Annotated in this window: 22 protein-coding genes; 13 read left to right on the top strand and 9 right to left on the bottom strand. The window is 71.8% G+C overall.

The genetic code is table 11. The annotated features are described in order from the left end of the window. The first annotated feature begins 7 nt into the window (after window positions 1-7). The 4 genes from secG to pgi all read left to right on the top strand — a co-directional run bounded on the left by secG (window position 8) and on the right by pgi (window position 3,913). The gene (secG, locus tag IE294_RS07715; protein WP_041665101.1) at window positions 8-238 is read left to right on the top strand and encodes a preprotein translocase subunit SecG; all 231 of its coding nucleotides are present in this window, start codon (window positions 8-10) and stop codon (window positions 236-238) included. A 204-nt stretch (window positions 239-442) separates the two neighbouring features. Beyond that, window positions 443-778, top strand: a complete 336-nt coding sequence (locus tag IE294_RS07710) for an RNA polymerase-binding protein RbpA (protein WP_003976875.1) — start codon at window positions 443-445, stop codon at window positions 776-778. Window positions 779-978: 200 nt separating this feature from the next. Beyond that, on the top strand, window positions 979-2,172 hold the full coding sequence (locus IE294_RS07705; RefSeq protein ID WP_229917057.1) for an MFS transporter: 1,194 nt from the start codon (window positions 979-981) through the stop codon (window positions 2,170-2,172). 52 nt (window positions 2,173-2,224) lie between these two features. Further along, complete coding sequence (gene pgi, locus IE294_RS07700) at window positions 2,225-3,913, top strand: glucose-6-phosphate isomerase (protein ID WP_189883708.1); 1,689 nt, start codon at window positions 2,225-2,227, stop codon at window positions 3,911-3,913. Between the two features lie 110 nt (window positions 3,914-4,023). Here pgi and IE294_RS07695 read toward each other — a convergent pair whose 3' ends face one another. Genes IE294_RS07695 through IE294_RS07685 form a run of 3 tightly spaced genes read right to left on the bottom strand, consistent with a single transcriptional unit; the run spans window position 4,024 to window position 7,591 of the window. Then, entirely contained in the window at window positions 4,024-6,306 is a 2,283-nt protein-coding gene (locus IE294_RS07695; protein WP_189884078.1) for an ABC transporter permease, read from the bottom strand. A 20-nt stretch (window positions 6,307-6,326) separates the two neighbouring features. Then, window positions 6,327-7,079: an ABC transporter ATP-binding protein gene (locus IE294_RS07690; protein WP_189815503.1), complete on the bottom strand. Its 753-nt coding sequence runs from the start codon at window positions 7,077-7,079 to the stop codon at window positions 6,327-6,329. Beyond that, window positions 7,076-7,591, bottom strand: a complete 516-nt coding sequence (locus IE294_RS07685; protein ID WP_189883705.1) for a PadR family transcriptional regulator — start codon at window positions 7,589-7,591, stop codon at window positions 7,076-7,078. The genes IE294_RS07690 and IE294_RS07685 overlap by 4 nt, the downstream gene beginning before the upstream one ends. Before the next feature lie 124 nt (window positions 7,592-7,715). On the opposite strand from IE294_RS07685, the gene IE294_RS07680 reads away from it, so the two are divergent. From IE294_RS07680 to IE294_RS07660, 5 genes are all read left to right on the top strand, one after another. Further along, on the top strand, window positions 7,716-8,987 hold the full coding sequence (locus IE294_RS07680; protein WP_189883703.1) for an ABC transporter substrate-binding protein: 1,272 nt from the start codon (window positions 7,716-7,718) through the stop codon (window positions 8,985-8,987). Between the two features lie 157 nt (window positions 8,988-9,144). Beyond that, window positions 9,145-10,755, top strand: a complete 1,611-nt coding sequence (locus IE294_RS07675; RefSeq protein WP_189883701.1) for a glycoside hydrolase family 13 protein — start codon at window positions 9,145-9,147, stop codon at window positions 10,753-10,755. Window positions 10,756-10,787: 32 nt separating this feature from the next. After that, window positions 10,788-12,113, top strand: coding sequence for an ABC transporter substrate-binding protein (locus IE294_RS07670; RefSeq protein ID WP_189883699.1), 1,326 nt, complete (start codon window positions 10,788-10,790; stop codon window positions 12,111-12,113). Between the two features lie 10 nt (window positions 12,114-12,123). Beyond that, window positions 12,124-13,479, top strand: coding sequence for an ABC transporter permease (locus IE294_RS07665; RefSeq protein ID WP_189883697.1), 1,356 nt, complete (start codon window positions 12,124-12,126; stop codon window positions 13,477-13,479). 10 nt (window positions 13,480-13,489) lie between these two features. Then, a complete protein-coding gene (locus IE294_RS07660; RefSeq protein WP_189883695.1) occupies window positions 13,490-14,329 on the top strand; it encodes a carbohydrate ABC transporter permease in 840 nt (279 codons plus the stop codon). Window positions 14,330-14,376: 47 nt separating this feature from the next. Here IE294_RS07660 and pgl read toward each other — a convergent pair whose 3' ends face one another. The 5 genes from pgl to tkt are packed head-to-tail and all read right to left on the bottom strand — an operon-like array spanning window position 14,377 to window position 21,038. Next, on the bottom strand, window positions 14,377-15,159 hold the full coding sequence (pgl, locus tag IE294_RS07655; RefSeq protein WP_189883693.1) for a 6-phosphogluconolactonase: 783 nt from the start codon (window positions 15,157-15,159) through the stop codon (window positions 14,377-14,379). Continuing rightward, window positions 15,156-16,262, bottom strand: coding sequence for a glucose-6-phosphate dehydrogenase assembly protein OpcA (gene opcA / locus IE294_RS07650; RefSeq protein ID WP_189883691.1), 1,107 nt, complete (start codon window positions 16,260-16,262; stop codon window positions 15,156-15,158). The genes pgl and opcA overlap by 4 nt, the downstream gene beginning before the upstream one ends. Beyond that, on the bottom strand, window positions 16,259-17,797 hold the full coding sequence (gene zwf, locus IE294_RS07645; RefSeq protein WP_189815494.1) for a glucose-6-phosphate dehydrogenase: 1,539 nt from the start codon (window positions 17,795-17,797) through the stop codon (window positions 16,259-16,261). The genes opcA and zwf overlap by 4 nt, the downstream gene beginning before the upstream one ends. A gap of 1 nt (window position 17,798) precedes the next feature. Next, window positions 17,799-18,917: a transaldolase gene (gene tal, locus IE294_RS07640; protein ID WP_189883689.1), complete on the bottom strand. Its 1,119-nt coding sequence runs from the start codon at window positions 18,915-18,917 to the stop codon at window positions 17,799-17,801. A 33-nt stretch (window positions 18,918-18,950) separates the two neighbouring features. Beyond that, the gene (gene tkt / locus IE294_RS07635) at window positions 18,951-21,038 is read right to left on the bottom strand and encodes a transketolase (protein ID WP_189883687.1); all 2,088 of its coding nucleotides are present in this window, start codon (window positions 21,036-21,038) and stop codon (window positions 18,951-18,953) included. A gap of 378 nt (window positions 21,039-21,416) precedes the next feature. Here tkt and IE294_RS07630 point away from each other — a divergent pair, with 378 nt between their 5' ends. From IE294_RS07630 to IE294_RS07615, 4 genes are all read left to right on the top strand, one after another. After that, window positions 21,417-22,373, top strand: a complete 957-nt coding sequence (locus IE294_RS07630) for a heme o synthase (protein ID WP_373315795.1) — start codon at window positions 21,417-21,419, stop codon at window positions 22,371-22,373. 70 nt (window positions 22,374-22,443) lie between these two features. Beyond that, window positions 22,444-22,764 (top strand): hypothetical protein, encoded by a 321-nt coding sequence (locus IE294_RS07625; protein ID WP_189883683.1) that lies wholly within the window; start codon window positions 22,444-22,446, stop codon window positions 22,762-22,764. 139 nt (window positions 22,765-22,903) lie between these two features. Continuing rightward, window positions 22,904-24,010 (top strand): amidohydrolase family protein, encoded by a 1,107-nt coding sequence (locus tag IE294_RS07620; RefSeq protein WP_189883681.1) that lies wholly within the window; start codon window positions 22,904-22,906, stop codon window positions 24,008-24,010. Window positions 24,011-24,028: 18 nt separating this feature from the next. Further along, complete coding sequence (locus IE294_RS07615; protein ID WP_189883679.1) at window positions 24,029-24,772, top strand: nucleotidyltransferase domain-containing protein; 744 nt, start codon at window positions 24,029-24,031, stop codon at window positions 24,770-24,772. A 1-nt stretch (window position 24,773) separates the two neighbouring features. On the opposite strand, the gene IE294_RS07610 is transcribed toward IE294_RS07615, so the two are convergent. Beyond that, window positions 24,774-25,784 (bottom strand): COX15/CtaA family protein, encoded by a 1,011-nt coding sequence (locus IE294_RS07610; protein ID WP_189883678.1) that lies wholly within the window; start codon window positions 25,782-25,784, stop codon window positions 24,774-24,776. Window positions 25,785-25,812: the final 28 nt, after the last annotated feature.

Here is a 25,812-nt window from a genome sequence, read left to right as displayed (position 1 = left end):
CGTGGTTTTGGGGTTCTCGATCGCCCTGATCATCTTCAGCCTGCTGCTGATGCTGCTGGTGCTGATGCACAAGGGAAAGGGCGGCGGCCTCTCCGACATGTTCGGTGGCGGTATGCAGTCCTCCGTCGGCGGCTCCTCGGTCGCCGAGCGCAACCTCGACCGGATCACCATCGTGGTCGGCCTGCTGTGGTTCGCGTGCATCATCGTCCTCGGCATGCTGATCAAGACGAACAGCTGAACACGCGAGCAGTACATTCCGCACGTAAAGCCCCATGTTCGGTACGCGCTCCTGAGCGCGGCCTATCATGGGGCTTGCGTCTGGGTGTGGGGGCCGGTAACTCCAATCACTGGACGCGCGTTGGGCCTTACGTAGACTGAGGCGCTCGCGGCGAAGCGAAACGCCGACTCGCTTCGCGGCACCATCACGCAGGGAGTTACGACCGTGGCAAGTGGCAACGCGATCCGAGGAAGCCGGGTCGGGGCGGGGCCGATGGGCGAGGCCGAGCGCGGCGAGTCCGCGCCGCGTCTGCGCATCTCCTTCTGGTGCTCCAACGGGCACGAGACGCAGCCCAGCTTCGCCAGCGACGCGCAGGTTCCCGAGACCTGGGACTGCCCGCGCTGCGGCTTCCCGGCCGGCCAGGACCGGGACAACCCGCCGGACCCGCCGCGCACCGAGCCGTACAAGACGCACCTGGCGTACGTACGGGAGCGGCGCAGCGACGCGGACGGCGAGGCGATCCTCGCCGAGGCGCTCGCCAAACTGCGAGGCGAGATCTAGGAGTTGTGACCGGCCGGGTGCCCGCGGGTGCCTGGCCGGAGCCGTTTTCCCCCGCTGCGGACGGCCCGTTGTCAGTGGTGCCCTCTACGGTGTGTGCATCGGCGCATCGTGAGGGGGCGAGCGTGGCTGTGGCCGGGACGGCGAGCAGGGGCGGGACACCTGCCTGGCGCGGGGGATTCGGCCGGCTGTGGACGGCCGCCGTGGTCTCCCGGTTCGGCGACGCGTTGCGCACGTCCGCGCTGCCGTTGCTCGCCGTGAGCCTCACCGACGAGCCCCTCGTCGTCGCCTCCGTCACCGCCTGCGGCTATCTGCCCTGGCTGCTGTTCGGGCTGTTCGGCGGTGCTGTGGCGGACCGTGTCGACCAGCGGCGGGCGATGTGGCTCGTGGACACGGCACGGGGTCTGCTCGTCGCCGGTTTCGCCCTCGCCGTGGGCCTCGGGCACGCCTCCGTAACCCTGCTGATCGCCCTCGCCTTCTCCCTCACCGCGCTCCAGACGCTCTTCGACAACGCCTCCACGGCCCTGTTGCCGTCCCTGGTGGACCAGGAGGCCCTGGGCAGTGCGAACGCCCGGCTGATGACCGGTCAGCAGCTCGCGGGCGGACTGCTGGCAGGCCCGTTCGTGCCGCTGCTGCTGGCGGCCGGGGCGTTCATGCCGTTCGCGGCGGACGCGGGCACGTACCTGCTGGCCGCCGCGCTCGTGGCGTCCCTGCGGATACGGCCGCCGGAGCGGGAGCCCCGCCCGGTGGGCAGCACCCTGCGCACGGAGATCGGGGAGGGCCTGCGCGCGCTGTGGCGCGACCGGGCGCTCCGCGCGGTGTGCGTGGCCACACTGCTGTGCAACATCGGCATGGGCGCCCTGATCGCCACGCTGGCGCTGCACGTCACCCGCTGGCTGCACGCGGGCGACACCGGCTACGTCGCCGCCATGACGGCGTACTCGGCCGGCAGCCTGGCCGGCGGTCTCGTCGCCCAGCGGATCGCGCGCCGCACCGGTCGGGTGCGGGCCCTGCTGCTCGGCGGCACACTCCAGACGGGCGCGCTGCTGCTCATCGGCTCCGTGCGGCACGTACCCGCGCTGGTGGCCGGGATGCTGCTGCTCGGCGCGATGAACCTGGTCTGGAACATCAACCAGGTCACCCTGATGCAGCAGCGCAGCCCCGAGTCCATGGTGGGCCGCATCGCCTCGGCCTTCCGTACGTCCTCCACCTCCGGTGCCCCGCTCGGCGCGTTCCTCGGCGGGGCCGTGGCCGGGCTGTACGGCCTCAACGCGCCCGCCCTGCTCGCGGCCGGCCTGTTCGCCTCGGCCGTCATCGCGCTGATACCGGCACGCGAGCCCGGCGCACCCGTCGCCGCCCGTGCGGACAGCGTCTCCACCGCCCGTCCCGCGCGCTGATCAATTAGGTTGGAACAGCTGGGACAGGCACGAAAGAAGGCGGAAGTCGGACATGAACGCAGACGGCCGTACCAGGCTCAACCAGACGCCCGAGTGGACCGCTCTGGCCAAGCACCGGGAGGAGCTGGCGGACACCCGTCTCAGGGACCTGTTCGCCGCCGATCCGGCGCGCGGCACCGGGTACACGCTCCAGGTCGGCGACCTGTACATCGACTACTCGAAGCACCTGGTCACCGACGAGACCCTGCGCCTGCTGCGCGAGCTGGCCGCGGCGACGGACGTCTTCGGCCTCAGGGACGCCATGTTCCGCGGCGAGAAGATCAACGTCACCGAGAACCGGGCCGTGCTGCACACCGCGCTGCGCGCCCGGCGTGACGCGGCCGTCGAGGTCGACGGCGAGAACGTGGTCCCGGCCGTGCACGCCGTGCTCGACAGGATGGCCGGCTTCGCCGACCGCGTCCGTTCCGGCGCCTGGACCGGGCACACCGGCAAACGCATCAGGAACGTGATCAACATCGGCATCGGCGGCTCGGACCTCGGGCCCGCGATGGCCTACGAGGTGCTGCGCTGCTTCACCGACCGCGACCTCACGGTCCGCTTCGTCTCCAACGTGGACGGCGCGGACCTGCACGAGGCCACCCGGGACCTCGACCCGGCGGAGACGCTGTTCGTCGTCGCCTCCAAGACCTTCACCACCATCGAGACCATCACCAACGCCACCTCGGCGCGGAAGTGGCTGCTGGCCGCGCTCGATGGGGGCACCTCCCGCTCGAGCGAAGCCGAGAGTGGGGGAGAGGCCGCCGTGGCCAAGCACTTCGTCGCGCTGTCCACGAACGCCGAGAAGGTCGCCGAGTTCGGCATCGACACGGCCAACATGTTCGAGTTCTGGGACTGGGTCGGCGGCCGGTACTCGTACGACTCCGCGATCGGCCTCTCCCTGATGATCGCGATCGGCCCGGACCGCTTCCGGGAGATGCTGGACGGCTTCCGGATCGTCGACGACCACTTCCGCACCGCACCGGCCGAGGACAACGTCCCGCTGCTGCTGGGCCTGCTGGGCATCTGGTACGACAACTTCCACGACGCCCAGTCGCACGCCGTGCTGCCGTACAGCCACTACCTCTCCAAGTTCACCGCCTATCTCCAGCAGCTCGACATGGAGTCCAACGGCAAGTACGTCGCCCGCGACGGCAAGCAGGTGGACTGGCAGACCGGGCCCATCGTGTGGGGCACGCCCGGCACCAACGGGCAGCACGCCTACTACCAGTTGATCCACCAGGGCACCAAGCTGATCCCGGCCGACTTCATCGGCTTCGCCCGGCCGGTCGCGGAGCTGAGCGAGGAACTGAAGGCCCAGCACGACCTGTTGATGGCCAACTTCTTCGCCCAGACCCAGGCGCTCGCCTTCGGCAAGACCGCCGAGGAGGTCCGCGCGGAGGGGGTCCCCGAGGAGCTGGTCCCGCACAAGACCTTCCAGGGCAACCGGCCGACCACGACGATCCTCGCCCGTGAGCTGACCCCGTCCGTCCTCGGCCAGCTCGTCGCCCTCTACGAGCACAAGGTGTTCGTGCAGGGCGCGGTGTGGAACATCGACTCCTTCGACCAGTGGGGCGTGGAGCTGGGCAAGGTGCTCGCCAAGCGTGTCGAGCCCGCGCTCACCGAGGGCGCCGACGTACCCGGCCTGGACGCGTCGACGAAGGCGCTGGTCGCCACGTACCGGGAACTGCGCGGCCGGAGCTGATCCCCGGCCGGAGCGGGGCCCGTCCGGAGCGGGCCCCGTCCGGGCTCGGTTCCGGCCGGGGCAGAGGGGTTCACCGACGCCTGCCTGCTCACTCGCGCCCCTGAGCCGGCTCAGGCCACCGCGCTCAGTGTGTCCGCGAGGCGCCGGCGGGCCGCGCGGGACGCGGGCAGGGTGGCCAGGGCCGCCGCCCCCAGAACGGCGGCCGAGCCCAGCAGGAGCAGCAGGCCGGGGGAGGGGGGCTGGGCGATTCCGGCGCCGATGCCGCTGGACCCGCCCTGGGCGTCGATCAGCCGGCGGGCCAGGGGCAGCCCCAGCGCCGTACCGGCGACGACCGCCGCCAGGGCCGTACAGCTCGTCGCCGTGACGGTGATCGCGGTGATCTGCCGTGGCGACATGCCGATCGCCCGGAGCGCCAGCACGTCCCGCTCGCCCTCGCGGACGCTGCCGCCGATCGCGGTGAGCAGTTCCACCAGCCCGATCAGCGCCAGGACGGCGATCAGTCCGGCGACGACACCGCGCAGCGGGGACAGCCCGTCGGCGGGGTTCGTCACGGGATGCACCTCCAGGTGGCCGTGGCCGGCCGAGGCGAGGGCGGCGGCCACGCGGTGCGGGTCCGCGCCCGGCCGCAGCCGCAGCTCGTAGAAGGCCGGGGACAGCTCCGGGTCGTTCTCCCTGAGGGCGTCCAGTGAGGTGGTGACGACCCGGCCGGCGTTGCGCGGTTCGAGGGTGCGGCCGACGATGTGCAGGATCTGCGGCCGGTCGCCCACCGTCATCCGCACCCAGTCGCCGACCCGCGCGTCCAGCAGGTCGAGCAGGCCCTGCCCGGCCACCGCCTCGTCCGGTCCGCGTGCGGCGCGGCCCTCGGCGAGGGCGTAGGGATAGGGCTCGGCGCGGGTGCCGACGCCGCGCAGGGCGATGGTCGCGTTCTGGCCGGGGACCAGCGCGGCCACCTCGACGCCGGGGTAGGCGGCGGCGACCCGGGAGTCGCGGGCCAGCACGGTCCGTACCCCGGACGCGTCCAGGGCGCCGTCCGAGCGGACCGTGAGCGCCGTCGGCAGGCCCACCCGCTCGGGGCTGCTGTGCAAGCGGTCGATCGTGGTCCAGGCGCTGAGCGCCACCACGATGAGCAGCAGCGGCAGCGTCAGCCGGGCCACGGTCGCCAGTGACCGGCCGCGCCCCGCGAACGCCTTGTGGCAGCCGAGGACCAGCGCGGCCGGCAGCCGCAGCCCGAGCGCCCGCCGGGCCGCCCCGCTCAGCCGTCCGCCCGTCGGCGCGGCCGGACGCGGCACCGGGACCGGTGGCACCCGCCCCGCCCGCCAGGCCGCGAGCCCCGTGGTCAGACCGATGAACAGCACCGCGCCCGCCGGCACCGCACACAGCGCGAGCGTGTGTCCGGGCAGCCCCTGCCACACACCGACCGCGTCCCCGAGCCGCCCGGGGACCCGGTTGCCCAGCCCCTCGGTGAGCGTGGCCGCGGCCACCGCGCCGAGCAGCGCGTACGCCAGGTGCTGGAGCAGGAAGATCCGTACGACCTGGCCGGGCGTGAAGCCGATCGCCTTCAGCACCGACAGGTCCCGCAGGTGCCCGCGGATGCGGGTCGCGATGGCGCCGTGCACCGCGAACCCGGCGGCGACGAGGGCGCCCAGACCGAACAGCCCGAGCACCTGGCCGAGCAGCCGGTTCTCGCCCTGTGCCTCGGCGCGGGCCTGCTGCCAGGTGGAGACCTCGCCGACCGCGCCGGCGCCCAGCACGGTGACGGCCCGCTGGACGGCGTAGTCGGTGTCGGACGGATCGCCGAGCCGCAGCCCGATGACCTGGCCGGCCGGGGCCCGCACGGCGGACGGCAGCGCCCACACGAGACCGGACTGCTCGCCGGGGCGGTACGGGGGTTCGGCGCTGTCCGCGATGCCCTCGACGGTGAGGGTGCGGGCCGTGCCGGGCAGCGTCAGGGTGTCGCCGGGCTCGGCCAGCAGGGCGCGGGCCAGGCTGCTCTCCAGCACCACGCCGTCCGGCGCGGCCGGGTCCAGCCAGTGCCCGGCGGTGAGCAGGGGCCGGCCGACGGTGGGCGGTTCCGGGGTGGCGCGCAGTTCGACGGAGGCGCGGGTGCCGCGGGCGGCGACGGTGGCGGACTCGGCGCGGTAGGGACCGGCGACGGAGGTGACGCCGTCCAGCCGGGCCAGCGCGCGGGCGTCGGCGGACGGCACGGTGTGCAGCCAGACGTGGGCGCCGCGTGCCTCGGCGAAGGTCCGCTGCCAGGGGTTCGTGGCGTAGCCGAACAGGGCGGCGGCGAGCAGCAGCGAGGCGACGATGCCCGCGGTGGCCAGCACCAGGAACAGTGCCTCGCCGCGGTGGGTGCGCAGGTCGGAGTGGGCCCAGCGCAGGGTGGCCCGCACGTCCCTCAGGTCCGGCACGGTCAGTCCCTCAGCTCCAGCACGCCGGTGATGCCGCTCCGCCGGGGCGGCGGCGCGCCGTCCAGGGTCGCGTCGTCGGCGATGCGGCCGTCGAAGAAGCTGATCACGCGGTCGGCGGCGCTGGCCAGCCGGGCGTCGTGGGTGACCAGCACGATGGTCTGGCCGCGCCCGTGGAAGCGGGACAGCAGCCGCATCACCTCGCGGGTGCCCTTGCTGTCCAGGCTGCCGGCCGGCTCGTCCGCGAGCAGCAGCGGCGGATGGTTGACCAGCGCCCGGGCGAGCGCGACCCGCTGCTGCTCACCGCCGGACAGCTCACCCGGCATGCTGCGCTCCTTGCCCTCCAGACCCAGCTCGGCGAGCAGCGCCTCCCGTTCGGCGCGGGCCTTCTTCGGCGGGACCCCGGCCAGCAGCGCGGGCAGCTCCACGTTGTCGGCGACCGACAGGTTCGAGACCAGGTTGAAGAACTGGAACACGATCCCGATGGCCTTCCTGCGCTCCACCGCCCAGCGGGCCTCGCTGAAGGAGTCCGTGCACCGGCCGTCGAGCCAGACGCTGCCCTCGTCCGGCCGCTGGAGCCCGCCGAGCAGGTGCAGCAGCGTGGACTTGCCCGCGCCGGACGGCCCGGTGATCGCGACGAACTCGCCGCGGGCCACGCCGAGGTCGACCCCGCGCACGGCGTGCGCGGGCGCGCCCTCGCCGTAGTGGGTCTTCACCAGCCCCTCGGCCCGCAGCACCGGAGCGTGGCCGTCACTCACTCCAGATCCTCCAGTTCCTCCTGGCACCGCTCCAGCCAGTCGAGGTCGGCCTGGAGGTGCAGCATCGCGCCCTCGATCAGCAGGTGGGCGATTCGGTTGTCCCGGCTCTCGGCCGCGGCCAGTTTCGACAGGTTGCGCATGGTGTTGAGGTACTGGCGCCGCTGCCGGTTGATGAGGGCGATCTGGTCGGCGAGGCCGGTCTGCGGGGCGAGGGCGAGCTTCATGAAGAACTCGTCCCGCACCCGCGGCTCGTCCTCGGTCTCCTCGAACCAGGCTTGCAGCGCCTCGCGCCCGGCGTCGGTGAGGTGGTAGACCTTCTTGTTGGGCCGGCTGGACTGCTCGACGTCCTCGCCCTCGATCAGCCCGGACTTCTCCAGGCGGCCGAGGGTGACGTAGATCTGGCCGACGTTCGGCTGAGGGTACGCGGCGCCCAGCAGTTGCTCAAGGTCCTGCTTCAGCTCGTAGCCGTGGGCCGGGCCGCGGGCGAGGAGTGCCAGGAGGGGCAGGCGCACTCGTGCTGTCCTCCTGTCTGGTTCATGTGCTCCAGGCCCTAGTATCGCGCATACCTAACAGGTATACATGGCCTCTGTCCCCGGGCGAGGGTGCCCGTGGTGCCGGGTGTACAGGGAGGAACCTATGCGGTGGATACGCGCCGCCGGTAGGGGCCTTCTCGTTCTCGTCGTGGTCATGGCCGGCTACGGGGCCTCGGGCGCCCACGCCGACGAGGGCGCGGGAGGCGGCCGAGGCCCGCTCACGCTGGCCACCGCCGGTGACCTCACCGGCTATCTCGGCCCGCTGCTCCAGGGCTGGAACCGCACCCACCCCGGCGAGAAGGTCACCCTGGTCGAGCTGCCGGACTCCGCCGACGAGACGCACGCGCAGATGACGACCGACCTGCGCGGCGGCGACCGGGGCCGGTTCGACGTCCTCAACATCGACGTCGACTGGACCTCCGAGTTCGCGGCGGCCGGCTGGATCCGCCCCCTGCCCCGCGACCGCTTCCCGCTGGACAGCTTCCTGCCTCCGGTCGTGGACACGGCGACCTACGACGGACGGCTGTACGCGGTCCCGTACGTCACGAACGCCGGACTCCTGCTGTACCGCAAGGACATCCTCGACCAGGAGGGGGTGTCCCCGCCGCGCACCTGGGCCGAGCTGGAGCACGACGCGAGGACCATCGCGCCGAAGTACGGACTCGGCGGTTACGCGGGCCAGTTCCTGCCCTACGAGGGCCTGACCGTGAACGCGGCCGAGGCGGTGTACTCGGCGGGCGGCACCATCGTCGGCGGCGAGGGCACCCGCGTCACCGTCGACTCGGCCGCCGCCCGCGAGGGCATCGGCTTCCTCGCCCGCGGCATCCGCGAGGGCTGGATCCCGAGGCAGGCGCTGACGTACAAGGAGGAGGAGTCCAAACAGGCCTTCCAGGACGGCAGGCTGCTCTTCCTGCGCAACTGGCCCTACGCCTACGCCGTGGCCTCCGCCCCGGGTTCCCGGGTCGCCGGGAAGATCGGCGCCGTACCGCTGCCCGGGCCCGACGGTCCGGGGACGAGCGTCCTCGGCGGCTCCAACCTCGCGGTCAACACCCACGCCCGGCACCCGGACTCCGCCGCGCGCCTGATCGCCTACCTCACCAGCGCGCCCGTGCAGCGCCAGGTGCTCACGCGGGGCGCGCTGCCGCCCGTGCGCGCCGGGCTCTACGAAGACCCCGCGCTCATCCGGCGGTTCCCCTATCTGCCGACCCTGCGCACCGCCGTGCTCACCGCCCGGCCGCGTCCCAAGAGCCCCCACTACGACCAGGTGAGCCTGGCCGTGCAGGCGATCGTGCAGGACGCGCTCACCGGGCGGCAGACGCCCGGGCAGGCCGTGCGCCGGCTGGCGCGCGAACTCGACGCCATCGCCAGCCGCTAGACGGTCGCGGACCAACCGCTAGATACTTGTTAGGTAACGCGGATATCTCAACTGGCCTCCGAGTGTCCTGGTAAGTCCGCATTTGCCTCCCCAACTCCCCAGTAGTCTCTGTTCTTTTCGTTGACATCGCCGTGACACGCCTACCTAACATGCATGCATGTTGAGTAAGCACCACTGGTGGCGGGACGCCGTGATCTACCAGGTGTACGTCCGCAGCTTCCTGGACAGCACCGGTGACGGCATCGGCGATCTGGCCGGCGTCCGGGCCGGGCTGCCGTACCTGAAGAAGCTCGGCGTCGACGGGATCTGGCTGAGCCCCTTCTACCCCTCGCCGCAGCACGACCACGGCTACGACGTGGCCGACTACCGCGGTGTCGACCCGCTCTTCGGCGACCTCGCCGAGTTCGACTCGCTGATGGCCGCCGCCCGGCGGCTCGGCATCAAGGTGCTGCTCGACATCGTTCCCAACCACTGCTCCAGCGAGCACCCGTGGTTCCGCGAGGCCCTGGCCGGCGAGCCCGGCAGCCCGGCCCGCGCCCGCTTCCACTTCGCCGACGGCCGCGGCCCCGACGGCAGCGAGCCGCCCAACAACTGGCACGCCATGTTCGGCGGCCCCGCCTGGACCCGGGTCCCCGACGGCCAGTGGTACCTGCACATGTTCACGCCCGAACAGCCCGACTGGAACTGGCGCAACCCCGAGATCCCCGACGAGTTCGACCGGACCCTGCGGTTCTGGCTCGACCGGGGCGTCGACGGGTTCCGCATCGACGTCGCCGCCGGTCTGTTCAAGCACCCCGAGCTGCCCGATTCCGACGACCCGGAGGCCGACGCCCGCACCCGCGACTCGGTCAACCCGCTCGCCTGGAACCAGCCCGAGGTGCACGAGGTATGGCGGCGCTGGCGCTCCCTGTGCGAGGAGTACGCCGACCGGGACGGCCTGGAACGCCTGCTCGTCGGCGAGGTCTCCGTCCCCACCGCCCGCGAACACGCCCTGTACGTCCGCCCGGACGAGCTCCACCAGGCCTTCTTCTTCGACCTGCTCGGCGCCCCCTGGGACGCCGACGCCTTCCGCAAGGTCATCTCCGAGGCCATGCAGGACATCGCCGGCACCGGCTCCACGGTCACCTGGGTCCTCAACAACCACGACCAGGTCCGCACCGTCACCCGCTACGGAGAACCGGCCACCGGGGGCAGCGGTCTCGGCGCCGCCCGCGCCCGCGCCGCCGCGCTGCTGATGCTGGCGCTGCCCGGAGCCGCGTACATCTACCAGGGCGAGGAACTGGGCCTGCCCGAGGTCGTCGACCTGCCCGACGACGTGCTCACCGACCCGATCTTCCGGCGCACCGGCAGCCGCGCCCGCATCCGCGACGGCTGCCGGGTGCCGCTGCCCTGGTCCGGACAGGCCTCCCCGTTCGGCTTCACCTCCGGCGTGGAGGGCGCCAAGCCCTGGCTGCCGCAGCCGTCGTACTTCGCCGAGTACGCCACCGACCGCGCCCTCGCCGACACCCGCTCCTTCTGGCACCTGTACCGGGACGGTCTCCAACTGCGCGCGTCCCTGCCCCAGCTGGGCGAAGGCACGCTGCGCTGGCTGGACACCCCGCCGGACGTCCTCGCCTTCGTCCGCGGCGACGGCCTGGTCTGCGCCGTCAACTTCGGTACGGCCCCCGCCCCCGCGCCGGCCCCCGGCACCCCCCTGCTCTCCAGCGGCCCCTGCCCGCCCGGCGTCCTGCCCGGCGCCACGGCGGCCTGGTGGCTGAACGACCTGTGATCACCCCGTCCCCGATGAAAGGTCCGTCAACGATGATGCGACGACGCACGACCCTGCTCACCGGCTGCACCGCCCTCGCCCTCGCCCTCGGCGCCACCGCCTGCGGCGGCGGCCCCGTCTCGGCGGGCGGCGGCGACAAGGCGCTCAGCGGCCAGACCGTCACCGTGGCCGGTGTCTGGTCCGGCAGCGAGCAGAAGAACTTCCAGAAGGTGCTGGACGCCTTCACCGAGAAGACCGGCGCGAAGACCCAGTTCGTGTCGACCGGCGACAACGTCTCCACGGTCGTCGGCAGCAAGATCGAGGGCGGCAACGCGCCCGACGTCGTGATGGTCCCGCAGGTCGGCGTCCTGAAGCAGTTCGCGCAGAAGGGCTGGCTCAAGCCGCTCTCGCCGACCGCCCGGCAGACCATCGACGCCGACTACGCGCCGGTGTGGAAGAAGTACGGCAGCGTCGACGGCACCCTCTACGGCCTCTACTTCAAGGCCGCCCACAAGTCCACCGTCTGGTACAGCCCCGACGCCCTCGCCCAGGCCGGGGTCAAGCCGCCGAAGACGTACGACGAGCTGCTCAAGGCCGGGCACACCGTCTCCGACTCCGGCCTCGCCGCCTTCGCGGTCGCCGGACAGGACGGCTGGACCCTCACCGACTGGTTCGAGAACATCTACCTCTCCCAGGCGGGCCCCGAGAAGTACGACGCCCTCGCCGCGCACCAGCTGAAGTGGACGGACGCGTCCGTCGTCAAGGCGCTCACCACCCTCGGCAAGCTCTTCAAGGACAAGCAGCTCATCGCCGGCGGCCAGAACGGGGCCCTGAACACCGACTTCCCCGGCTCGGTGGAGAAGGTGTTCGGACCCAAGCCCGAGGCCGGCATGGTCTACGAGGGCGACTTCGTCGCCGGCGTCGCCCACGACCAGTACGGCAAGGCCATCGGCAAGGAGGCCGACTTCTTCCCCTTCCCGGCGGTCGGCGCCGGCACGGCACCCGTCGTCAGCGGCGGTGACGCGGCCGTCGTCCTCAAGGACGGCAAGAACGCCAAGGCCGGCATGCAGCTCCTGGAGTACCTGGCCACCCCCGAGGCCGCGGCCGTGTGGGCGGAGGCGGGCGGCTTCCTGTCCCCGAACAAGAAGCTGAACCTCTCCGCGTACGGCGACGACGTCACCCGCGCCACCGCCAAGTCCCTCGTGGGCGCCGGGGACTCGGTCCGCTTCGACATGTCCGACCAGGCACCGGCGGCCTTCGGCGGCACCAAGGGAGCCGGCGAGTGGAAGCTCCTCCAGGACTTCCTGCGCGACCCGTCGGACCCGAAGGGCACGGCGGCGAAGCTCGAAGCCGCCGCGGCCAAGGCCTACCAGGGCTGAGCGGCACACCATGACCGCCCCCACTGTCGTGAAACAGCAGGCGGACCCGCGTCCCGCCGCCGGCCCGGCGCCCGCGCGCCGCGGCCGGCGCCGCACCCGGCTGATCGCCCTGCTCTTCGTCCTCCCCGCGCTGCTCCTGCTCGGCGCGCTCGTCGTCTACCCGGTGCTGTTCTCCGTCGGCCGCAGCTTCTTCGACGCCTCCGGCACCCGGTTCGTCGGCGGTGACAACTACACCGAGATGTTCCGCGACCCGGCCACCCTGAAGGCCATCCGCAACACCACCATCTGGGTCGTCGTCGCCCCCGCCCTGCTCACCGGCCTCGGCCTGATCCTCGCCGTCCTGGTGGAGAAGGTCCGCTGGGCGACGGCGTTCAAGCTGCTCCTCTTCATGCCGATGGCGGTGTCCTTCCTCGCCGCCGGCATCATCTTCCGCCTCGCCTACGACGAGGACCCGGACAAGGGCGTGCTCAACGCGGCCGTCGTCTCCGTCCACGACGCCTTCCAGGGCACGTCGACCTACCCGACGGCCCGTGGCCGCACCGGACCGCTCACCCAGGACCGGGACGGCTCCTACCGCATGACCGCCTCGGCGGGCGACACCGTGACGCTGCCGATGGTCGGCGTGCTGCCCAAGGACCTGCCCGGCGACGCCTCGCCCGCCCGTACGGCGGCGGCGCGGAAGGCCGCGCCCGGCGAACTCCGCGGTGTCGTCTACCTGGACTTCACCCCCGGCGGGGGAGGCCGGCAGGGCAAGGTTGACGCCAAGGAGAGCGGCCTGCCCGGCATGAAGGTCGAGGCGGTGCGCGACGGCGAGACGGTGGCGAGCGCGACCACCGCCGCCGACGGCTCCTTCCGCTTCTCCGGGCTCACGGCGGGCCCGTACACGGTGAAGCTCCCGGAGTCGAACTTCGCCCCGCCCTACCAGGGCGTCTCCTGGCTCGGTCCGACCCTCGTCACCCCCGCGATCATCGGCGCCTACCTGTGGATCTGGACCGGTTTCGCGATGGTCCTGATCGGCGCGGGCCTCTCCACGCTCCCGCGGGACGCCCTGGAGGCCGCCCGGATGGACGGGGCCAACGAGTGGCAGATCTTCCGCCGGATCACCGTCCCGCTGCTCGCGCCCGTGCTCACCGTGGTCTTCGTGACCCTGGTGATCAACGTGATGAAGGTCTTCGACCTCGTCTACATCATCGCGCCCGGCCCGGTGCAGGAGGACGCCACCGTCCTCGCCACCCAGATGTGGCTGGTGTCCTTCGGCGGCGGCAACGACCAGGGCCTCGGCAGCGCCCTCGGCGTGCTCCTGCTGCTCCTGGTGATCCCCGCGATGGTCTTCAACGTCCGCCGCTTCCGCAACAGTCAACGATGAGGAGTCAGCGATGAACGCGATCAGGCGCGGCCTGGGCAGCGGCCTGGTGCAGGCCTTCCTGGTGGTCATCGGCCTGGTCTGGCTGACCCCGCTGGCCGGCCTGTTCCTGTCCTCCCTGCGCTCGGCCCAGGACACGGCGAAGGGCGGCTGGTGGACGGCGCTGGCCAGCCCCGGCCAGCTGTCCTTCGACAACTACTCGGCGCTGCTGAAGAACGCGGGCATCAGCCAGGCCTTCTGGAACACCGTGCTGATCTCGGTGCCGGCCACCACGCTGGTCGTCGTGATCGCGGCCCTCGCCGGATACGCCTTCGCCTGGCTGGACTTCCCGCTGCGGGAACCCCTCTTCCTGCTGGTGGTGGCCCTGTTGGTGGTGCCGGTGCAGATCGGCCTGCTGCCCGTCGCCAAACTCTTCGGCGCGCTGGGCCTGTTCGGCACGATCCCCGGCGTCGTCCTCTTCCACGTCGCCTACGGTCTGCCCTTCGCCGTCTTCCTGCTGCGGAACTACTTCGCGGAGATGCCGAAGGAGATGCTGGAGGCGGCACGGATGGACGGCGGCGGCGAATGGCGCATCTTCACGCGTCTGGTCCTGCCGGTGGGCCGCCCGGCCATCGCCTCGCTCGCCATCTTCCAGTTCCTGTGGGTCTGGAACGACATGCTGGTCGCCCTGCTGTTCGCGGACAGCTCGGCACAGCCGCTGACCGTGGAACTCCAGTCGCAGATCCGCCAGTTCGGCAGCAACATCGACGTCCTCGCCCCGGGCGCGTTCCTGTCCCTGATCGTGCCGGTGGTGGTGTTCTTCGCGTTCCAGCGGCACTTCGTGCAGGGCGTGATGGCCGGGTCGGTGAAATAGCGGCGGCGGGGGCCGGAGCCCCCGCCGCGGCTACACCGGCATGTGCGTCAGGCGGACGCCGGCGGATACAGCGACCTCGGCAGCTGCGAAGCCGCCGCCGAGTCCAGCAGCCACAGCGTGCGCGAGCGGCCGTACGCGCCCGCCGCCGGGGCCTGGATCTCGCCCGCGCCGGACAGGGCGATGGCCACGGCCTCCGCCTTGTCCTCGCCGGCCGCGAGGAGCCAGACCTCGCGGGCCGCGCGGATCGCCGGGAGGGTGAGGGAGATCCGGGTGGGCGGCGGCTTGGGGGCGCCGTGGACGCCGACCACCGTGCGCTCGGTCTCCCGGACCGCGGGCAACTCCGGGAAGAGCGACGCCACGTGGGTGTCCGGGCCGACGCCCAGCATCAGGACGTCGAAGGTGGGCACCGCGCCGTGGTTCTCCGGACCGGCCGCCTTCGCCAGCTCCGCCGCGTACGCCTCCGCCGCCGCCTCCACGTCCGCGCCGTGCGGGCCGTCGGAGGCGGGCATGGCGTGCACGCGCTCCGGGTCCACCGGCACGGAGTCCAGCAGCGCCTCGCGGGCCTGCGTGACATTGCGCTCGGGGTCGCCCTCGGGGAGGTAGCGCTCGTCGCCCCACCACAGGTCGAGGCGGCCCCAGTCGACGGCGTCCCGGGCGGGAGCCGCCGCCAGCGCGGCCAGCAGACCGTTGCCGTTGCGCCCGCCGGTGAGGACCACGGACGCGGTGCCCCGGGAGGCCTGCGCGTCCACGATCTTCGTGATCAGGCGGGCCGCGGCGGCCTGCGCCATCAGTTCCTTGTCGTGGTGGACGACCAGCTGCGGAGTGCTCACTTCGCCGTCGCCTTCCTCGCCGGTGCCTTCTTCGCCGGTGCCTTCTTCGCGGTCTTGGCCGCCGCCTTCTTCGCGGGGGCCTTGGCCGCTTCCTCGACCGGTTCCGGTACGGCGACCGGCTCGGCGGCGGACCCGGCGTCCGCATCCCCGGCCGGCGCCTCGGACGCCTGCCGCGGCACCGTGTCCAGCCGGTCCACGCCGTAGCGCAGCGCCGACGCGTAGGTGTCGTCCGGGTCCAGCCGGCGCAGCTCCTCCGCGATCAGCTCGGCGGTGTCCCGCCGCTTCAGCGCTACCGCACGGGCCGGCTGGCCCTCGATGGACAGCGTGGCCAGCGAGCCGTCGGCCCGGTCCAGCACGATCGGGCCGCAGTCGGTGTCCATGCGGACGGCCGTGAGCCCCGGGCCGGACGACAGCGAGCGCTTCACCGGTACGTCCAGCCGGTCCGCGAGCCACATCGCCAGCAGCTCACAGCTCGGGTTGAACTCCTCGCCCTCCACCTCGACGGCCTTCACCTCACAGGTGACCTGGTCGAGGGCCGCCGCGAGCATGGAACGCCACGGCGTGATCCTCGTCCAGGACAGGTCGGTGTCGCCCGGCGTGTAGGCCTCGGCGCGGGCCGACAGCTCCCGCACCGGCTCCTCGGCCGTGTAGGTGTCGGTGACCCGGCGCTGGGCGAGCGCGCCCAGCGGGTCCTTCGCCGGGTCGAGCGGGGCGTTCACCGGCCACCACACGACGACCGGCGCGTCCGGCAGCAGCAGCGGCAGGACCACCGAGTCGGCGTGGTCCGCGGCCTCGCCGTACAGACGCAGGACGACCGTCTCGCCGGTGCCCGCCTCCGCGCCCACCCGCACCTCGGCGTCCAGACGCGAGGACGTGCGGTCGCGCAGGGAGCGGGAGACCCGCTTGATGACCACCAGCGTGCGCGAGGGGTGCTCGCGCGAGGCGTCGTTGGCGGCCTTCAGGGCGTCGTAGGCGTTCTCCTCGTCGGTGACGAGGACGAGGGTCAGCACCATGCCGACGGCGGGCGTGCCGATGGCGCGGCGGCCCCGCACGAGCGCCTTGTTGATCGCTCCGGCGGTGGTGTCGGTCAGGTCTATCTTCATGGCCGGCGCCAGCTCCGTCCGTCTCGTGCGAGCATCTCGTCCGCCTCCACGGGACCCCAGGTGCCCGACTTGTACTGCGCGGGCCTGCCGTGCGTGTCCCAGTACTCCTCGACCGGGTCGAGGATCTTCCAGGACAGCTCGACCTCCTCCGTGCGCGGGAAGAGGTTGGCGTCGCCCAGCAGCACGTCCAGGATGAGCCGCTCGTACGCCTCCGGGCTGGACTCCGTGAACGACTCGCCGTAGGCGAAGTCCATGGAGACGTCCCGGATCTCCATCGAGGTGCCCGGCACCTTGGAGCCGAAGCGGACGGTGACGCCCTCGTCGGGCTGGACGCGGATGACGATCGCGTTCTGGCCCAGCTCCTCGGTCGCCGTCGTGTCGAACGGCGAGTGCGGGGCCCGCTGGAAGACGACCGCGATCTCGGTCACCCGGCGGCCGAGGCGCTTGCCGGTGCGCAGGTAGAAGGGGACACCCGCCCAGCGGCGGTTGTCGATCTCCAGCTTGACCGCGGCGTAGGTGTCGGTCTTCGACTTCGGGTCGATGCCCTCCTCTTCGAGGTAGCCGATGACCTTCTCACCGCCCTGCCAGCCCGCCGCGTACTGCCCGCGCACGGTGTCGGCGCCCAGGTCCTTCGGCAGCCGGACGGCGCCGAGCACCTTCTCCTTCTCCGCGGCCAGCGCGTCCGCGCCGAAGGAGGCGGGCTCCTCCATGGCCGTGAGGGCCATGAGCTGGAGCAGGTGGTTCTGGATGACGTCCCGGGCGGCGCCGATGCCGTCGTAGTAGCCGGCCCGGCCGCCGATGCCGATGTCCTCGGCCATGGTGATCTGGACGTGGTCCACGAAGGACCGGTTCCAGATCGGCTCGAACATCTGGTTGGCGAAGCGCAGGGCCAGGATGTTCTGGACGGTCTCCTTGCCGAGGTAGTGGTCGATCCGGAAGACCTGCTCCGGCTCGAACACCTCGTGCACGACCTTGTTCAGCTCCTCGGCCGACTCGAGGTCGTGCCCGAACGGCTTCTCGATGACCGCTCGCCGCCAGGAACCGCCGGTCTGGTCGGCCAGACCGTGCTTCTTCAGCTGCTGGATGACCACCGGGAAGGAGCGCGGCGGCACGGACAGGTAGAAGGCGAAGTTGCCGCCCGTGCCCTGTGCCTTGTCCAGCTCGTCGATGGTGGCGCGCAGCCGCTCGAATGCCTCGTCGTCGTCGAAGGTGCCCTGGACGAAGCGCATCCCCTGGATGAGCTGCTGCCAGACCTCCTCGCGGAACGGAGTGCGCGAGTGCTCCTTGACCGCGTCGTGGACGACCTCGGCGAAGTCCTCGTGCTCCCAGTCGCGGCGGGCGAAGCCCACCAGCGAGAAGCCCGGCGGCAGCAGACCCCGGTTGGCGAGGTCGTACACCGCGGGCATCAGCTTCTTGCGCGACAGGTCGCCGGTGACGCCGAAGATGACCAGGCCCGACGGCCCCGCGATACGCGGGAGCCGTCGGTCGGCCGGGTCACGAAGCGGGTTCGCTCCGGAACCGGAAACGGGTGACAAGTCAGTCCTCCGAAGGGGCGAGGCGCTCAAGCTCCGCCTGGGTGGACTTCAGCAGGTCGGTCCAGGACGCCTCGAACTTCTCGACGCCCTCGTCCTCCAGCACCTGCACGACGTCGTCGTACGAGATGCCGAGCTTCTCCAGCGCGTCGAGGTCGGCGCGCGCCTGCTCGTAGGTACCGGAGATGGTGTCGCCGGTGATCTCACCGTGGTCCTCGGTGGCCTCCAGCGTGGCCTCCGGCATGGTGTTGACCGTGTTCGGGGCGACCAGCTCGGTGACGTACAGGGTGTCCTGGTACGCCGGGTCCTTCACGCCGGTCGACGCCCACAGCGGACGCTGCTTGTTGGCGCCCGCGTTCTCCAGCGCGCTCCACCGGTCCGAGGAGAAGACCTCCTCGTACGCCTGGTAGGCGAGACGCGCGTTGGCGACGGCGGCCTTGCCGCGCAGCGCCTTGGCCTCGTCGGTGCCGATGCCGTCCAGCCGCTTGTCGATCTCGGTGTCCACGCGGGACACGAAGAAGGACGCCACCGAGTGGATCTTCGACAGGTCGAGACCCCGCTCCTTCGCCTTCTCCAGGCCGGTCAGGTACGCGTCCATGACCTTGCGGTAGCGCTCCAGGGAGAAGATCAGCGTGACGTTGACGCTGATGCCGAGGCCGATGGTCTCGGCGATCGCCGGCAGACCCGCCTGGGTGGCCGGGATCTTGATCAGGGTGTTGGGGCGGTCCACCAGCCAGGCCAGCTGCTTGGCCTCGGCGACGGTCGCCTTGGTGTTGTGCGCCAGGCGCGGGTCGACCTCGATGGAGACCCGGCCGTCCTGGCCGTTCGTCGCGTCGAAGACCGGCCGCAGGATGTCGGCGGCGTCGCGGACGTCCGCCGTCGTGATCATGCGGATGGCCTCTTCGACGGTGACCTTGCGGGCGGCGAGGTCCGACAGCTGCTGGTCGTAGCCGTCGCCCTGGGAGATCGCCTTCTGGAAGATCGTCGGGTTGGTGGTGACGCCCACGACGTGCTGCTGGTCGATCAGCTCGGCGAGATTGCCGGAGGTGATCCGCTTGCGCGACAGGTCGTCCAGCCAGATCGCGACGCCTTCGTCGGAGAGGCGCTTGAGTGCGTCTGTCATGGAATTACATCTCCTACGTGTCGTATATGAGCGTCAGCGCTGAGCGTCGGCGAGGGATTCCCGCGCCTTCGCGGCCACGTTCTCCGCGGTGAAGCCGAACTCCCGGAAGAGCACCTTGCCGTCGGCGGAAGCACCGAAGTGCTCCAGGGAAACGATGCGGCCGGCATCCCCGACGTACTTGTGCCAGGTGAGACCGATGCCCGCCTCGACCGACACCCGGGCCTTCACGGAGGGCGGCAGCACGGAGTCCCGGTACCCCTGGTCCTGCTGCTCGAACCACTCGACGGACGGCATCGAGACGACACGCGTGGGCACGCCCTCGGCCTGGAGCTGCTCACGCGCCTCGACGGCCACGTGCACCTCGGAACCGGTGGCGATCAGGATGACCTGCGGCTCGCCGCCGTCGGCCTCGAACAGCACGTAGCCGCCCTTGGCCGCGTCCTCGTTCGGCTCGTACACCGGTACGCCCTGGCGGGTGAGCGCGAGGCCGTGCGGCTGGCCCTTGCCGAACTCCTTGGTCCAGCGCCTCAGGATCTCGCGCCAGGCGATGGCGGTCTCGTTGGCGTCCGCCGGGCGCACGATGTTCAGACCCGGGATCGCGCGCAGCGAGGCCAGGTGCTCGACCGGCTGGTGGGTGGGGCCGTCCTCGCCGAGGCCGATGGAGTCGTGCGTCCACACGAACGTCACCGGCAGGTGCATCAGGGCCGACAGGCGCACCGCGTTGCGCATGTAGTCGGAGAAGACGAGGAAGGTGCCGCCGTAGACCCGGGTGTTGCCGTGCAGCGTGATGCCGTTCAGCTCCGCGCCCATCGAGTGCTCGCGGATGCCGAAGTGGATCGTGCGGCCGTACGGGTTGGCCTCGGGCAGCGGGTTGCCCTCGGGCAGGAACGAGCTGTCCTTGTCGATGGTGGTGTTGTTCGACCCGGCGAGGTCGGCGGAGCCGCCCCACAGCTCGGGGATCACCGCGCCGAGCGCCTGGAGCACCTTGCCGGACGCGGCACGCGTCGCGACGCCCTTGCCGGGCTCGAAGACCGGGAGCTTCTCCTCCCAGCCGGTGGGCAGCTCGCCCTTGCTGATCCGGTCGAACTCGGCGGCCCGCTCCGGGTTGGCCTCGCGCCACTCCTGGAGGGACTTCTCCCACTCGGACTTCGCCTCGGCGCCGCGCTCCAGCGCCTTGCGGGTGTGGGCGATGACCTCGTCGGCGACCTCGAACGACTTCTCCGGGTCGAAGCCGAGGACGCGCTTGGTGGCCGCGACCTCGTCCTCGCCCAGCGCCGAGCCGTGCGCGGCCTCGGTGTTCTGGGCGTTCGGGGCCGGCCAGGCGATGATGGAGCGCATCGCGATGAAGGACGGCCGGTCCGTGACCCGCTTCGCCTCCTGGATCGCGGCGAAGATCGCCTGCGGGTCCAGGTCGCCGGTCTCCTTGGCCTCCACGCGCTGCACGTGCCAGCCGTAGGCCTCGTACCGCTTGACGGTGTCCTCGGAGACGGCCGTCTCGGTGTCGCCCTCGATCGAGATGTGGTTGTCGTCCCACAGCAGGATCAGGTTGCCGAGCTTCTGGTGGCCGGCCAGCGAGGACGCCTCTGCGGAGATGCCCTCCTGGAGGCAGCCGTCACCGGCGATGCAGTAGATGAAGTGGTCGAAGGGGGACTCGCCGGCCGGGGCCTCGGGGTCGAACAGACCGCGCTCGTAGCGGGCGGCCATCGCCATGCCCACCGCGTTGGCGACACCCTGGCCCAGCGGGCCCGTGGTGGTCTCGACGCCCTTGGTGTGCCCGTACTCCGGGTGGCCGGGGGTCTTGGAGCCCCACGTCCTGAACGACTCCAGATCGTCCAGCTCCAGGCCGAAGCCGGCCAGGTAGAGCTGGGTGTAGAGGGTCAGGGACGAGTGTCCGGCGGACAGCACGAAGCGGTCGCGGCCGACCCACTCCGGATCCGCCGGGTCGTGCCGCATCACCTTCTGGAAGAGGGTGTAGGCGGCCGGGGCCAGGCTCATCGCCGTACCGGGATGGCCGTTGCCGACCTTCTGTACGGCGTCTGCGGCCAGGACACGGGCGGTGTCCACGGCCCGCTGGTCCAGCTCGGTCCACTCAAGGTCTGTGGTGGTCGGCTTGGTGCTCACCCTGGGTCAGGGCTCCTCTCCACATGTCGGTCGCCGGTCGTCGGGGCATGCGCCCACCCGGCCGCCGACGGGCTTGTCGCCCGCCGGCCGCTGTCGAGCCTACCCCCGTAAGGACGTGCGTTTTTTCGAGTGTTTCCAGACTGCCGGGAGTCCGCGCGATCCGCCTCCCGACCGGCCGGGAACGGCATTTGGCACATGAATACGGAGCCGGTCATCTGAGCGCTCAATCGAGTGCCGGGACCCCTCTTATGGGACGTGCGTCAACACGACCCCACCCCCGCGAAGGGCGGGGTATGGGCAACGTCTAAAGTGGCGTGGTACGCGCGAGCCTTTACCGGTACTTAACGGGGGAGGCTCGCTGGGATGTCTCTGTCAGGGGTGTGCGTGACGGCCGTCGAATCCCGTCCAGCTGGTGTGCTCGGGGGTGCGAGCCAAGGCCCGGTTCGCCGGCCGTTCGGGGCCCGTGCCAAGGCGTTCGTGGCGCTGACCAAGCCGCGGATCATCGAACTGCTGCTCATCACCACCGTTCCGGTGATGTTCCTGGCGCAGCAGGGCGTGCCCGACCTCAAGCTGGTCCTGCTCACCTGCGTCGGCGGCTATCTGTCGGCGGGCGGCGCCAACGCGCTGAACATGTACATCGACCGGGACATCGACGCCCTGATGGACCGCACCTCGCAGCGGCCCCTGGTGACGGGCATGGTCAGCCCGCCCGAGTGCCTGGTCTTCGGCATCACCCTCGCGGTGGTCTCGACACTGCTGTTCGGCCTCACCGTCAACTGGCTGAGCGCCTGGCTCTCGCTCGGGGCGCTCCTCTTCTACGTCGTCGTCTACACGATGCTCCTCAAGCGGCGTACGGCGCAGAACATCGTGTGGGGCGGCATCGCGGGCTGCATGCCCGTGCTCATCGGCTGGTCGGCCGTGACGAACTCGCTCTCCTGGGCGCCGGTCATCCTGTTCCTGGTGATCTTCTTCTGGACCCCGCCGCACTACTGGCCGCTGTCCATGAAGGTGAAGGACGACTACGCCCGTGTGGGCGTGCCGATGCTGCCGGTCGTCGCCTCCAACAAGGTCGTGGCCCGGCAGATCGTCGTCTACAGCTGGGTCATGGTCGCCGTCTCCCTGCTCCTCACCCCCCTCGGCTACACCGGCTGGTTCTACACGGCCGTCGCGCTGGCCGCCGGCGGCTGGTGGCTGTGGGAGGCGCACGCGCTCCAGAACCGGGCCAAGGCCGAGGTCACGGGCGCGAAGCTGAAGGAGATGCGGCTGTTCCACTGGTCGATCACCTATGTGTCGCTGCTGTTCGTCGCGATCGCGGTGGACCCGTTCCTGCGCTGAGACGTCGGCGGGCGTACGTCACAGAGCCCTGACCTCGCCAGCCGACCTACCCGTCGGTAGCATCCTGGTCATGGCAGACACGCAGCAGGTTGACGCGAGGGCCGAGCGCAAGGTGGCCAGGCTCGCCCGGGAGATCAGCGCCTTCTCCAAGGCCCACGGCGGCGCCGAGGGCCAGGTGGCCCACATCGGTGAACGCGGCGCCCGCATCGTCCTCGTCGGCGAGGACGGCGGCTGGGGCGACCTGGTGGCTCCCACGTACGAGATCGCCGAGAAGGCCGTCGAGAAAGCGGGCATCACGGTCCACGAGTCCTTCGACGGCGAGTTCGCCGCGAAGGTGCGGACGGGCCCGTACGAGTGGAAGCGGATGGCCGGTATCCAGGTCGGCGGCTAGCTCTGCCGGCGCCCGTGGCGGAGCCGTACACAGATGCAGCGCCGCGTTCCTTCGGGTCGGCTGCCGCCACCTGAACCCCGGATCACCCGTTAGGACGTGTGAGGCAGCACAGCGCGCCCACGTCCCACGGGGAGCCGGAATGATCGAAACGCCGTCCCTCGTGGACCAGTACTGCCACGGCGTACTGCGGACGGAACTGGGCCTCGGCACCTTCGAGGCCCAGCTGGCCCGCACCGAGGGACCCCCGGCCCCGGGCACCACGCTCTTCGACACGCAGACCGGCTTCGCCGTACGGCGCTGGTGCCCGCCCCTGCTCGGCCTCGAACCGCACTGCCCGCCCGCCCGGTATCTGGCCCGGCGCCGCGAACTGGGCGTCCTGGAGTCGGGCCGCAGGCTGCTGCGCGGCAGCGGCATCACGACGTACCTGGTCGACACGGGGCTGCCCGGCGACCTCACGGGCCCCGCCGAACTGGCCTCCGCGGCGGCGGCCCAGGCCCGCGAGACCATCCGGCTCGAACCGCTCGCGGAGCAGGTCGCCGACACCTCCGGCACCGTCGAGTCCTTCCTCGCCAACCTCGCCGAGTCGGTGCACGGAGCCGCGGCCACCGCCGTCGCCTTCACCTCCGTCGCGGGCCTCAGACACGGCCTGGCCCTCGCGCCCGAGCCGCCGGGACCGGGGGAGGTGCGGGGCGCGGCGGGCCGCTGGCTGGCCGGACGGCGCGTCGGCGGGGCGCTCACCGACCCCGTCCTGCTCCGGCACCTGCTGTGGATCGCCGTCGCCTCGGGCCTGCCCCTGCAACTGCACGCGGGCCTCGGCGAGCCCGGCTCCCGCATCGACCGCACGGACCCGGTGCTGCTCACCGACTTCGTCCGGGCCACCGCCGGCCTCGGCACCGACCTGGTCCTGCTGCACGGCTATCCGTACCACCGCCACGCCGCCCACCTGGCCGGTGTCTTCCCGCACGTCTACGCCGACTCCGGCGCCGCGCTGGTCCGCACCGGCGCCCGGGCGGCCACGGTCCTCGCCGAGATCCTGGAACTGGCCCCCTTCGGCAAGATCCTCTTCTCCACCGGCGCGCGGGGCCTGCCGGAACTGCATGTCGTCGGCGCCTGCCTCTTCCGGGAGGCGCTGGGCCGCGTGCTGGGCAACTGGGTCACCGAAGGCGCCTGGTCACCGGAGGACGCCCAGCGGGTGGCGAAGATGATCGCGGCGGACAACGCACGACGGGTGTACGGGCTCGGGTGAGCCGTCCAGACTGAGCGGATGACGACCGCGTCCCTGCTCGACGGGTTCCTGCACGCCCTGCTGCCCCTGCGGCCCCGCGCCGTCTGGGCGCACGGCTCACTGGCCGGCGGCGACTACCAGGAGGGCCGCAGCGACCTCGACCTGATCGCCGTCCTGCCGGGCCCGCTGACCTTGGGGACCGTACGACGGCTCGTGGCGCTGCACCGCGGGCGGCGCGGGGAACCCCTCGCGGCGAAGCTCCATTGCAGCTACCTCACACCGGCCACCCTGCACGACGCGGACCGCTCGCACCTCACCTGGGCACACGAACGGGTGATGCGCCGCCCGGTCACCCCCGTCACCCGGCGCGAGCTGCACGCCTTCGGACGCGTGCTGTACGGCGAGGCCCCGGCAGCGCTGCTCCCGCCGGTGCCGGACGGGCAGCTGGCCGACTTCGTCGTACGCGACCAGCGCGACTACTGGCGGCCGGCTGTGGACAAGGCCCGGCTGTGGCGGCAGGACATCTGGGTCGACCTGGGCCTGCTGACCTTCGCGAGGGCCACCGTGACCCTGCGCGAGGGCCGGCTGATCTCCAAGCGGGAGGCCCTGGCGGAGCTCGTGGCGCTGGGCGCTCCGGCGGAGGTCGTCGAGGACGTCACCCGCCGCCGCTACGCCGTTCCGGCCCCCGCCCCGGCGCCGACCGACTGGCCCACCCGCCGGGCCGGGCTGACCCGCGCCTACCTGGGGCCGGCGATCGACGCCCTCGTCACCACGTACGGATGACTCAGGCGCGGGTGCCGACCGGCACCTCGGCCGCCGGGCCCGGCAGGTCCAGGGCGGCCTCCGGGCGCTCGCGCAGCGACAGCAGGACGCGCAGGGCGGCGATCCAGATCAGGCACGAGCCGAGCATGTGCAGGGCGACCAGGACCTCGGGCAGGTGCGTGAAGTACTGCACGTAACCGATCACGCCCTGGGCCAGCAGCACGATGAACAGCTCGCGGGTCCGGGCCAGGGGGCCCTTCGGCGCGTCGACCGCCTTCAGGACGAACCACAGGGCGAACGTCAGCGTCACCACGATCCACGCGAGCACCGCGTGCAGCTTGGCGACCGTCTCCCAGTCGATCGGGATGCGGTCGACCTCGCTGGAGTCGCCGGCGTGCGGCCCGGCCCCGGTCACCACCGTGCCGACCGCGATGAGCAGCACGGACGCCAGCACCAGGAACCACACGAGCTGCCGGACCGCCTGGCCGACCAGCGGACGCGGCGCCCCGTCGCCCTCCCGCGCGCGCTCCCACATCACCGTGGCGATGGCGATCAGGGCGGTGGAGAGCAGGAAGTGCGCGGCGACGGTGTACGGGTTGAGGCCGACCAGGACGACGATGCCGCCGAGCACGGCATTGCCCATGACCACCCAGAACTGGGCCCAGCCCAGCCGGGTCAGGCCGCGCCGCCATGGCTTCTGGGCCCGGGCGGCGATGATCGCCCAGCCGACGGCCGCGCACAGCACGTACGTCAGCATGCGGTTGCCGAACTCGATGACCCCGTGGAAGCCCATGGCCCGGGTGGTGGTCAGGGAGTCGTCGGTGCAGGTGGGCCAGGTCGGGCAGCCGAGGCCCGAGCCGGTCAGGCGGACGGCGCCGCCGGTCACGACGATCACCACCGACATCACGAGCGCGGCGAGCACAGCCCGCCGGACGGTCCGGGGGTCCGGGGTCCAGCGGTCGGCGATGAACGCGAGCGGGTTGCGCAGGGCGGCTTCGACGTCGGCGCGGTTCAGCTTTGGCACGCGCACCATCGTAGGCCGCCGCTTGTGCACGCGTTCA

It is taken from the genome of Streptomyces canarius (assembly GCF_014650735.1).
Classification (GTDB): Bacteria; Actinomycetota; Actinomycetes; order Streptomycetales; family Streptomycetaceae; genus Streptomyces; species Streptomyces olivaceoviridis.
Note: the sequence above shows the minus strand (reverse complement) of the source record. Positions and strands in the feature narration are given on the sequence as shown.